At 52.8% G+C, this 11,278-nt stretch carries 5 protein-coding genes; 1 reads left to right on the top strand and 4 read right to left on the bottom strand.

What is annotated here, in order from left to right; all coding sequences use genetic code 11:
• Positions 1–93 precede the first annotated feature (93 nt).
• Positions 94–1,347, bottom strand: coding sequence for an N-acetylmuramoyl-L-alanine amidase AmiC (gene amiC, locus FEK50_RS09470; RefSeq protein ID WP_044189882.1), 1,254 nt, complete (start codon positions 1,345–1,347; stop codon positions 94–96).
• A gap of 231 nt (positions 1,348–1,578) precedes the next feature.
• On the opposite strand from amiC, the gene argA reads away from it, so the two are divergent.
• Positions 1,579–2,910, top strand: a complete 1,332-nt coding sequence (argA, locus tag FEK50_RS09465; protein ID WP_130207716.1) for an amino-acid N-acetyltransferase — start codon at positions 1,579–1,581, stop codon at positions 2,908–2,910.
• An 81-nt stretch (positions 2,911–2,991) separates the two neighbouring features.
• Here the strand turns inward: argA and recD are convergent, their stop codons facing one another.
• Genes recD through ptrA form a run of 3 tightly spaced genes read right to left on the bottom strand, consistent with a single transcriptional unit; the run spans position 2,992 to position 11,241 of the window.
• Positions 2,992–4,818, bottom strand: coding sequence for an exodeoxyribonuclease V subunit alpha (gene recD, locus FEK50_RS09460; RefSeq protein ID WP_131162008.1), 1,827 nt, complete (start codon positions 4,816–4,818; stop codon positions 2,992–2,994).
• On the bottom strand, positions 4,818–8,360 hold the full coding sequence (recB, locus tag FEK50_RS09455; RefSeq protein ID WP_131162007.1) for an exodeoxyribonuclease V subunit beta: 3,543 nt from the start codon (positions 8,358–8,360) through the stop codon (positions 4,818–4,820). The genes recD and recB overlap by 1 nt, the downstream gene beginning before the upstream one ends.
• A complete protein-coding gene (gene ptrA, locus FEK50_RS09450; protein WP_131162006.1) occupies positions 8,353–11,241 on the bottom strand; it encodes a pitrilysin in 2,889 nt (962 codons plus the stop codon). Before ptrA ends, recB begins: the two co-directional genes overlap by 8 nt.
• Between the last annotated feature and the right edge of the window lie 37 nt (positions 11,242–11,278).

Here is an 11,278-nt window from a genome sequence, read left to right as displayed (position 1 = left end):
AATCCGGCCCCCGCAACCAATTATTGAACACCCTAACGGGTGTTTTTTTGTTTCTATTCTCCCATAAAAAAAGCGCCATTCAGCGCCTTTTTATCATCCTCTTCTCGCCAGCGTCGCCCCATCGGCAAAATACGCTTTAATTCCCGCAAGAATAGACTCCGCAACTTCCTGCTGGAAAGTCGCCGTTTTCAATTTGCGTTCTTCCTCAACGTTACTGATAAACGCCGTTTCGACCAGAATGGAAGGAATATCTGGCGCTTTCAGCACAGCAAACCCGGCCTGCTCAACCTGATTCTTATGCAGTTTGTTGATTTTCCCCAGCTTATTTAGCACGGCCTTACCAAACTTCAGGCTGTCGGCAATGGTCAACGACTGCACCATATCGAACATGGTGTGGTCGACATAGCGGTCGCCGCTTTTGCTCACACCACCAATCAAGTCCGAGGCGTTCTGGGTTTGTGCCAGATATTTTGCCGCAGTACTGGTTGCGCCTTTGGTAGAGAGCGCAAACACCGAGGAACCGCTCGGCTGGCGACTGGTAAAGGCGTCGGCATGAATAGAGACAAACAAATCAGCACGCTGTTTCTGTGCTTTTGCTACGCGCACTTGCAACGGAATGAAGATGTCTTCATTACGCGTCATGTAAACCTTCATATTGCCCTCTTTCTCGATCAGAGAGCGCAGACGGCGAGCTATTTGCAATACCACGTCTTTTTCGCGCGTTTTGTATTTCCCCACCGCGCCGGAGTCTTCGCCGCCGTGGCCAGGGTCGAGCATAATGACAATCGGACGATCGCGCCCGGCCTTGCCTGGCTGTGGGCCACTCTGCGCTGGCGGCACCTGCTTTTCGAGGTCGCCTTTGTTGTAATCTTCCAGCAGCGCCAGCAATGGGTCCTGCATGTCCTGAGCATTGGCCGGATAAAGGTCCATCACCAGACGTTCTTTAAACCCGGCGACCGGCGCGAGGGCAAACATCTGCGGTTTTACATTTTGCTTTAACTCAAAAACCATCCGCACGGTTTGCGGATCAAATTGGCCGACGCGTGCCGACTTGATGAACGGGTCGTCAGCGCGGATTTGCGCAGCCATCCCTTTGAGCACCGAGTTCAGGTTTACATCTTCGATATCCACCACCACGCGTTCTGGGTTACTCAACGCGAACTGCTTATATTTCAGCTGACGATTTGATTCTACCGTCACGCGGGTGTAGCTGGACGCAGGCCAGACGCGCACCGCCACGACCTGGCTGACCGCAGCCAGACTCACCTGGCTTACGCTCAATAGCCACATGGCGCCCGCGCCTTGCAGTAAACGACGACGGCTGATTGCAGTGTTGGATCCTGACATGCCTCTCCCGAGCAAAAGAAATCTAAGCTGTGTAACAAGTAAACGACCAATTTGACCGGAAACTTTAGCGAAAGACGCATAATCTGTCATCTATAAAACGGTAAACATTCTATTTATATTCACGGTATTACTGATAAAAAAGTCGCACTCGCATAAAATTTGCACTTGCGCACGGCGAAAAAACAGAATAAAAATACAATAATTTCGAATAATCATGCAAAGAGGTGTGCCGTGGTAAAGGAACGTAAAACCGAGCTGGTCGAGGGATTCCGCCATTCGGTTCCCTATATCAATACCCACCGGGGAAAAACGTTTGTCATCATGCTCGGCGGAGAAGCCATTGAGCATGAAAATTTCTCCAGTATTGTCAATGATATTGGGTTGTTGCACAGCCTCGGCATCCGTCTGGTGGTGGTTTATGGCGCACGTCCCCAGATCGACGCAAATCTTGCAGCGCATCACCACGAGCCGCTATATCACAAGAATACGCGCGTGACCGACGCCAAAACGCTGGAGCTGGTGAAGCAGGCTGCGGGTACGTTACAACTGGATATTACCGCTCGCCTGTCAATGAGCCTCAACAACACGCCGTTGCAAGGCGCGCATATCAACGTCGTCAGCGGCAATTTTATTATTGCCCAGCCGCTGGGCGTGGATGATGGTGTGGATTACTGCCATAGCGGGCGCATCCGGCGGATTGATGAAGAAGCGATTCATCGCCAACTGGACAGCGGTGCGATTGTGCTGATGGGGCCGGTGGCGGTTTCGGTCACTGGCGAGAGCTTTAACCTGACCTCGGAAGAGATTGCCACTCAACTGGCCATCAAACTGAAAGCTGAGAAGATGATTGGTTTTTGCTCTTCACAGGGTGTCACTAATGACGACGGTGATATTGTCTCCGAACTTTTCCCTAACGAAGCGCAAGCGCGGGTAGAAGTCCAGGAAGAGAAAGGCGATTACAACTCCGGTACGGTGCGCTTTTTGCGTGGCGCAGTGAAAGCCTGCCGCAGCGGCGTGCGTCGCTGTCATTTAATCAGTTATCAGGAAGATGGCGCGCTGTTGCAAGAGTTGTTCTCACGCGACGGTATCGGTACGCAGATTGTGATGGAAAGCGCCGAGCAGATTCGTCGCGCAACAATCAACGATATTGGCGGTATTCTGGAGTTGATTCGCCCACTGGAGCAGCAAGGTATTCTGGTGCGTCGTTCTCGCGAGCAACTGGAGATGGAAATCGACAAATTCACTATTATTCAGCGCGATAACACGACTATTGCCTGCGCCGCGCTCTATCCATTCCCGGAAGAGAAGATAGGTGAAATGGCCTGTGTGGCAGTTCACCCGGATTACCGCAGTTCATCAAGGGGCGAGGTTTTGCTGGAACGCATTGCAGCCCAGGCGAAGCAGAGCGGCTTAAGCAAATTGTTTGTACTGACTACGCGCAGTATTCACTGGTTCCAGGAACGCGGATTTACCCCGGTGGATATTGATTTGCTGCCGGAGAGCAAAAAGCAGTTGTACAACTACCAGCGTAAATCAAAGGTGTTGATGGCGGATTTAGGGTAAGCGATGGAAATCGCCAGATGCGACATGCGTAACACTCGTAGGCATGATAAGACGCACATGCGTCGCATCAGGCAATCACATTTATCCCCGCGAACCAAACAACGCTGCCAGCCCGCTACGCCGCTCGGTGCGCGTAGCGATTGCCGCACTTAAAATGCGTTCATCGGCATACAATGACAAACGCCGACGCGCGCGGGTCACCGCGGTGTAAACCAGCTCTCGCGTTACTACCGGCGTGCGTTGGCTCGGTAAAATCAACGCCGCATGGTCGAACTCCGATCCCTGCGATTTATGTACTGTCATCGCCCACGTGGTTTCGTGCTCCGGCAGGCGACTCGGTTGCACCGACTTGATATTGCCATCCGGCATTGCAAACCAGACGCGCGTCCCCTGCCCGCGATCCAGAGCGACACCGATATCACCATTAAACAACCCAAGCGCACTGTCATTACGGGCAATCATCACCGGCCGGCCTTCGTACCAGCGCGAGTGCGGATGACGATGAATTTTGCGCTTCTGTTGCATAAACTGTTCAATTCGCTCATTCAGTCCTGCCACGCCAAACGGCCCTTCCCGCAGGGCGCACAAAAGCTGATACTCATTGAACGCCTGAATGATTAAATCCGGCTCGGCACGTGCCTGAAGCAGATCCAGATAGCGTCCGTAACCCGCAAGAGCTTCCTCAAGCATCGCAATATAATCTTCGCCGCTCTGTAAAAGCCGTTTTTCGATATCAGTAAAATCCTGCTGAAAAACTGTTTTCACTGCCGTCTTATCGCCACGATTAATAGCCGCCGCAAGCTGACCAATGCCAGAGTTGCTGCCGAAACGGTAACTCTTTTGCAGCAGGCAGAGACTATCGCGCAATGATGCCGCTTCTGTGCCGCTTCCCGCCGGAACGTGGCTTCCCGTCAGGCGGCTCAACTGCCCGGCACGCTCTGCGGTAAAGCCCGCATTGGCATAAGCACAGATATCGCCCAGCACAGCTCCAGCCTCAACCGAGGCCAGTTGATCGCGATCGCCGAGGAAGATCACTCGCGCATGATCGGGCAAGGCATCGATCAGCCGAGACATCATAGGCAGATCAATCATTGACGCTTCATCCACCACCAGCACATCAAGATGCAGCGGGTTACCCGCATGATGGCGTAAACGCTGGCTACCTGGCTGCGCGCCCAGGAGGCGGTGCAAGGTGCTGGCGTCTTCTGGTATGCGTTTCTTTTGTTCATCGGTCAGCGGTAACTGGCGCAGAGCCTTGCCGAGAGATTCTGTTAAGCGTGCGGCAGCTTTCCCCGTTGGCGCAGCCAGGCGGATACGACAGCGTTCACCGTCGGCCATCTGAATTAACGCAGCCAACAACTTCGCCACGGTCGTCGTTTTACCTGTGCCGGGGCCGCCGGAAATTACCGAAATGCGCCGCGTCAGTGCCACTGCTGCCGCCACTTTTTGCCAGTTAACTTCATCACCAGGCGGAAAGAGTTTATCCAGCGTTTGCGCCAGCAACGCTTCATCCACCTCGATGGCATGATTCACCTCATTGAAGAAGCGCGCCACCGTACGCTCGTTACACCACATGCGATTCAGATAAAGGCGATCGCCACAGAGGATCATCGGCGTTGGTTCATCTCCCCGGCTGACCGCTTGTGAAGCCAGCAAGCATTCTTCCCAATTTTGTAGCTCACCGATTTCACTGACACAGGTCGCCAACAGCGGATGCGACGCCTCGTTATTTTCCAGTCGTGAAAGCGGCAAACAGACGTGTCCCTCTCCGGCATCATGACTTAACAGTGCCGCCGCGAGGGTGACGGCAGGATGTTCATCTCCCGCCACGGTCAGGGCAAATTGCACATCCAGCGGGCGTAGCTGTTTGTGCTCCACAGCTTCCAGTAATTGCTTTTGCAATTTCATTACGCCTCCTCCAGGGTCATACCGGCAAACATCTCATCCATCAGGTCAATCAACTCGGCGTTGGGTCGGGTCGCGTAGATCCCTTGTTGCGGATGTTCTTTATCAACGCCACGCAGGAACAGATAGATAACGCCGCCAAAGTGACGATCATAGTTGTAATCAGCAATGCGATGGCGCAGATAACGGTGCAGCGCCAGGGTATAAAGCTGATATTGCAGATCATAGCGGTGTGCCTGCATCGCCGCTGCCATAGCCTGTTGGGTGTAAGCCGAACTGTCTTCACCCAACCAGTTGGATTTATAGTCGAGCAGGTAATAACGCCCTTCGTGGCGAAACACCAGGTCAATAAAACCTTTTAACATGCCGCGCACCTGCATGAACTCCAGCGGCGGGCAGCCTGCGGATAGCGGGTCAAACTGGCGGATTAACGTATCAAGCTGACTGGCGATAAGCGGTTCACTAATCGGCAGATAAAACTCCATCTCCACCTGTTTATCGCGGTCGGAAAGCTGATTCAGGCTAACACCCGTTTCATTGAGTGGTGCCTGAAGAATAGCGGTGATCCACTCAGTTAACACAGGTTCCCAGTGCGCTTCAAAACCGCCAAGCTCCAGTTTTTCCCGCACCCAGTTCGGGTCAACCGGCTGGGTAAAATCCAGGTCTTCAAACAAACTGTGCAAGAACGTCCCCGGTGACGCACCGCGCGGAAACTGATGTGGTGTTAACGTCGGTTCTTCAACGACGCTGGCAACGCCTGCAGCATCGACATCCAGCCGAGGCATCAGATCCTGGGCGATACCGTGACCACGCTGTTGCAAACCAGAGTAGCTGGTGACGCGCCAGTTATCGCCGGGCAATCGTTGTAACGTCCTGGCATTCAGTTCTGCAGTTAAAGCATCATTAACCTGCCATGGCTGGTTATCACTGGTTTGTGCCGTTTGCCAGGCTATGTCATCATCGCACAATGCTTCAATACAGGCGCGAAGCCCTGCCGCATCTTGCGGTTCTCCTTTTTGCAGCAAGCGCCCGAGCGCACTTTGATGAACGTCGGTGTCACCTTTTTTATCGCCACGACGGCGCACCAGCGGCGCAACACCGAGACTGCAATGCCAGACCGAACGCGTGAGCGCCACGTAAAGCAAACGCAGATCTTCAGCCAGACGTTCGGCTTCAGCGAGATCTACGCTTTCTGGCGCAGCGTTAAGATCCAGAACTGCTTCAAACGAGCCTCGATCGTGATAGAACGCCTGATCCTGTACACGGAAATTGGTGATAAACGGCAGCCAGACCAGCGGATATTCCAGCCCTTTCGATTTGTGGATCGTGACGATCTGCACCAAATGTTTGTCGCTTTCGAGGCGCATTTGTTGGCTGGAGGCATTACTGTCTGGCTCAAGGATATGTTGCGATAACCAACGAACCAAAGCATGTTCACTTTCCAGCTGTGTTCCCGCTTCTTGTAGCAGTTCGCTGATATGCAAGATGTCAGTAAGACGCCGCTCGCCACCTGCCGTTGCCAGCAGGTTTTCTGCAATGTTGCGCGCCGACATCAGCGCTCGCAGCATTGGCATGACGCCGCGTTTGCGCCAGATTTGCCGATAACCATCGAACTCTTCAACCACCGCGTCCCACGCATTTTCGTCATTGTTCAGCGTTTCGATATCCAGCGCATTCAGCCCCATCATTGACGTTGCCAGCGCACTGCGCAGGGTATTCTCACGTTCGGGCGTCATCACCGCCTGCAACAACCAAAGCATTTCCTGCGCTTCCAGAGTTTCAAAAACACTGTCGCGGTTCGAAAGGTAAACGGAAGGGATTTCCAGCAACGTTAAGGCATCGCGCACCTGGGCGGCCTCCTGGCGGCTGCGCACCAGCACACTGATGTCCGAGGCACGTACCGGACGTGCATCATCGCCGTTCATCAGCAACGCTTCCCCGCGCTGCCCGGCCTGTAACCAGTCGCGGATTTGCGCGGCACATACCTGCGCCATCGTACTTTGATAATCGCCAACGCCGCAGCTTTCGCCTTCCATCAACCACATTTTCATCGCTGGCTGCGTTTCACCTTTAAATACAAAACGCAGTGCCTGATTTTTCCCAGCAGATTTCACAGGAATAAACGGTATTTCGCGAAACATGAACGCGTCATCAGTCTGGCTGAAAAGCTTGTTTACGCTGTTCACCATTCCTGGTGAAGAACGCCAGTTGGTATCTAAGGTGTAGTGTGCGTGAACTTCGCTACGCGCCTTCATATAAGTGAAGATATCCGCACCACGGAACGCATATATGGCCTGTTTCGGATCACCAATCAGCAGCAATGCGGTTTCCGGCTGATGGTGCCAGATACGGCGAAAAATCCGGTACTGCTGCGGGTCCGTGTCCTGAAATTCGTCGATCATTGCCACCGGGAATCGCGTACGGATCGCTGTCGCCAGAGCCTCACCGCTTTCGCTACGCAGCGCGGAATCGAGCCGACTTAACATATCGTCAAAACCCAGTTCGCCACGGCGACGTTTTTCACGCGCTACCGTTTCGCGGATCTCAGCCAATGCGCGGGTGATCACCAGATCGCGGATCGACAATGGTTCTGCAATCAGTTGATCGATCGCCTCAAACAGCGGATGTCGCGGGGTTTCTCCCCCGGCTTTCGTGCGATCTTCTAAGAAACGCTGAGAGAATTTTTCCAGCGACTCTGGCAACTGATAACTGTTTGTCTCTTCTTCTGCCCAGGCACTAATCTTGTCTATCCATTTAGCCTGATTGCTACGGTTAAACTTGCGTCGATCAATGCCAGAAGATTCGATCAGCGCATCCAGTTCACCCACTGCGTCGCACCACTGCTGTTTTACCGTATCAATACGCGCCACAATTTGCGCGTGGCGGGAAGCCAGCGTTTCATCATCGGGCGGCGGTGCTTTGATAACCGGCGCTTCGCCTTGCAAATAACGATTAATATCGCGCAGTAACGCCTGCGGCCCTTTCCAGGTTTCAAAGACGACCTGAGCAATTTCACGCGGTAACGGGTAGCAATGGCGACGCCAGAAATCGGCGCAGGCCTGGTAGCGCAGTAACGATTCATCTTCAATCAGTTGCTGCTCAAACAACATGCCGGATTCAAAGGCATTCAGGTTGAGCATACGCTGGCAAAAACCGTGAATGGTAAAGACTGCCGCTTCATCCATCTGCCGTTCGGCTAACAGCAACCACTGCGCGGCCTGTGCTTTATCGTCGATCTCTTCCAGAAGGCGTGCATAAAGAGGATTGTCGGTGGTTTCACGCAAACAGGCGATGCGCAACTCGTGGATATTGCTACGGATACGACCGCGCAATTCTGCAGTGGCAGCCTCGGTAAAGGTCACCACCAGCAGTTCTTCAACGGTCAGCGGGCGGGGAAAGGCGGCAGAACCGCCTAGTCCAAGTAACAGGCGCAAATAGAGCGCCGCAATCGTAAAGGTTTTGCCTGTGCCGGCAGAGGCTTCAATCAGGCGCTCGCCCTGTAAGGGCAAGCGCAAAGGATCTAGAGTCTCGGCGACATCACTCATTCTTTTCACTCATCAGGGGCATTGTTTGCTGCAACGCGCTGACGTTCTCCCACACTTTCCAGCCTTCAGGGTGTACATATTCTGCTTTCCCATTCTGGCTGCCGGAAATCTGCGACAGGATAGCCATGCCTTGCGGCTCGACTACCGCCTGATGGAAGAAATCGGCCAGTTTTTGCGGCGTCAGCAGTTTAATCTGGGCTACGATTTTATCACGCGAATCGAAGCGCATATTGCCGCGATCGAAATCTTTACTTAACTTCGATGCTTCTTCGCCGAGTGTTTGCGGTGCCTGCAGCATCTGGGTAATAACCGCCTGCTGGATTTGCGCAAACTCTTCTGGCTTCATCGCCCGCAATTTCGCTTCTGCTGTCGGGAAAAACGCCTTGTAACGCTCCCACAGGTACGATGGCTGTTTTTCGTTGCTTTGAAGCAGGAAGCCCATGCCCCACTGACGCCCTACGCTCATTGGGAACGCGAACACGGCATAGCCCAACTGTTCTTCGGTACGCAACTGATTGTAGAACCACGGCTGTACTATCTGCCCCAGCAGAGAACTATATGCTGAACTGGTGTATTCATCGTAGCCAGTCGGTACAAATACCGCTGCCAGCGCAGAGTCGGTGCTGTTACCGGCTTTTTCAAAGATGACGGATTGTTTTTTATCAACCAGTACATCTTTGTTACGACACCACTCTGAGCCATCAGCGCCCAACTGTTTTTGCACATCGCGCGCCAGCGTTGTTGCCTGGGCTTCAGTCATGTTGCCAATAACCATAAACTCTGGTCGAGCCCCTGATTTTAAGGCGTCGCGATAGGCCAGCACCTCTTTCAAGGTAATGGAAGGCAAAATTTTGCGCCTTTCATCACGCGAGAAGTAAGGCACCTGGGAGAGCATCTGCGCAGGCATAATCGCCTGCTCAAACGCTTTGCCCTTTTCTGCGGAATCCATCATCTGGTTATACCAGGATTTTGCCTGCTCAAGCTGATCTTCCGTAGCGGTATAGCTAAAGTACCCCTCGAGCAATGCCTGGAACAGCTGCGGCAGACGCTGGGTGTAACCATTAGCATTAACCATTAGGCCGTTGTTAGCATTGGTGGAAAAACTAATGCCGCCAACCGACGCCTGGTTGCTTAACTGATCAAGCGACAGCCCTGCGAGATAATCATTGAGCGCAAACATCACCTGATTGCGGGCGCTGTCCATGGCTTTCGGATTACGCAAAATCAGGCTGACATCGGCTTTTGGCTCGCTGGCAAAATAACGGCTCGGCGCATACACCACACGCAGGTTCGATTCATCCACGATCAACTCTGGATGATCGTATTTCTTCTCTGACTTAATCAGCGAGAAATCGTCAGGAATATAGGGGTTAAGCTCCGGTAAGGAGAGCGCAATATTGGCGGCTTTTTGCTGCCAGTCAGCGAAAATTTGTTCGCTGATTTTATCGACCTGATAAGGCGCATCGACAAAATAAGCCGTTTTATTGTGCGGCTCTTTCGGGCTGATATACCAGATACGCGCATTCTGTGGCGTCATCATCGCCAGACGTTCTTTTACTGCTTTAGCATCATACCGATCGGCAATATTGACCGCGTCCAACGTATGCGCCACAGGAACGCGAATCATGGTGTCCGCCAGCCATTCGACGTAATCCATATCACGGGTGATTGACGGATAACGGAAGTCGATATCCAGCACATTCGCCAGTTCATCGAAGTATTGTTTATCAATGCCTTTTTCACGTAACAGATTGAGATAGCTAAAAATTGCCGCCACAACCTGATCGCGATTCGCCAGGCCTTTATCGGTTAAAGACGCAGAGATCGCTAAAACGCCGCTGTTGCCGTTGACGATAGGATCGGAGTTGGCGCTAATGCCCTCAACTAATCCCTGTTTTTGCAGCCAGTCAGAAAGTGTACCTGGGCTGCGATTGCCAATCAGATAGGTAATCAATTCATCGGTTTTACTACGGAATTTCGCCGAATTGTTATCAATACGAAACTCGACGCGCAGCACTTTACGCGGCAACGCCGGAACATAATGAATGATAATGCCCTTTTGCGCGTCGGTGACTACCGGTACGGTGATTTCCGGTTTTTTGCTCTCTTTGTCCGGCACGCGACCGAAGGTGTCTGCCGCCATCTTCGCCAGTTCTGGTAGCGGTTTATTGCTGTAAATAACCGCTTTCATCAGATTGGCAGAATAATATTTCTCATGGAAATCTTTCAGCGCCTGCTGCACCGGATTACCGGGTTTGTCGCTTAAGGTTTCCAGGTTACCGCCAGAAAACTTTGAACCAGGGTGCGCCGGGTTGATCGTTTCTGCGCTGACCTGCGCCATGCGCATCCCGTCACGTGTGCGTGCCATAGTCAGTTCGGCGTTCACCGCATTACGCTCACGTTCGGCATATTTCTTGTCGAGCAAGGGTTCAGCGATAGCATCGGCCAGGCGGTCTACCGCACCAGGCAAGGCGTCGTTCTCAACTTCCAGATAGAAAGCCGTGCGATACGGCGCAGTGCTGGCATTGTGACTGCCGCCGTGCATTTTGAGGTATTCAGCCAGACTGTCAGCCTGCGGGTACTTTTTCGATCCCATCAGACTCATATGTTCAAGGTAATGAGCCAGCCCCTGATAAGCCTCAGGATCTTCCAGCGACCCAACGGGCACCACCAGCGCCGAAAGCGATTTAACCGCCTGCGGATCTGAAACCAGCAATACCACCATACCGTTATCCAGACGTATAGCCTGATACTGGCGGTTATCTTTATCGCTTTTACGGATGGTTTCCTGAATCGGCTGCCATCCCGTTTCTGCCTGACTTAAGGGTGCCCAAAGGGCAACAAACAACAATAATGCTTTGAACCAGGTGCTGCGGGGCATTCACGGACCTCATTATCAACTTTATTTTCCACCCAGA

It is taken from the genome of Escherichia sp. E2586 (assembly GCF_005781105.1).
In the GTDB taxonomy this organism is placed as follows: domain Bacteria; phylum Pseudomonadota; class Gammaproteobacteria; order Enterobacterales; family Enterobacteriaceae; genus Escherichia.
Note: the sequence above shows the minus strand (reverse complement) of the source record. Positions and strands in the feature narration are given on the sequence as shown.